Source organism: Halostella sp. PRR32 (genome assembly GCF_034808085.1).
Lineage (GTDB): Archaea > Halobacteriota > Halobacteria > Halobacteriales > Natronoarchaeaceae > Halostella > Halostella pelagica.
Window position 1 is genome coordinate 1 of sequence record NZ_JAXHGL010000084.1, and the last position, 278, is coordinate 278.

Genomic DNA, 278 nt, shown 5'->3' on the forward strand with positions numbered 1-278 from the left:
GGTCTTCATGAGATGCAGAACTCGCTGGTGAGCACCGTCAGCGCCGTGCGCGGCAGTACCGATTCTATCTATACGGGCGCAGGTGAAATTGCCGCGGGCAGCAACGATCTCTCCGCCCGTACCGAGCAGCAGGCCGCCTCGCTGGAAGAGACCGCCGCCAGCATGGAAGAGCTGACGGCGACCGTTAAGCAGAACTCCGATAACGCCCGTCAGGCAACGCTGCTGGCAAAAAATGCCTCCGAAACCGCCGCGCGCGGCGGCCAGGTGGTGGATACCGG

1 pseudogene is annotated in these 278 nt (G+C 63.7%); it reads left to right on the forward strand.

The annotated features are described in order from the left end of the window. A pseudogene (locus SM753_RS20470) lies at window positions 1–278 on the forward strand (methyl-accepting chemotaxis protein); the annotation flags it as partial.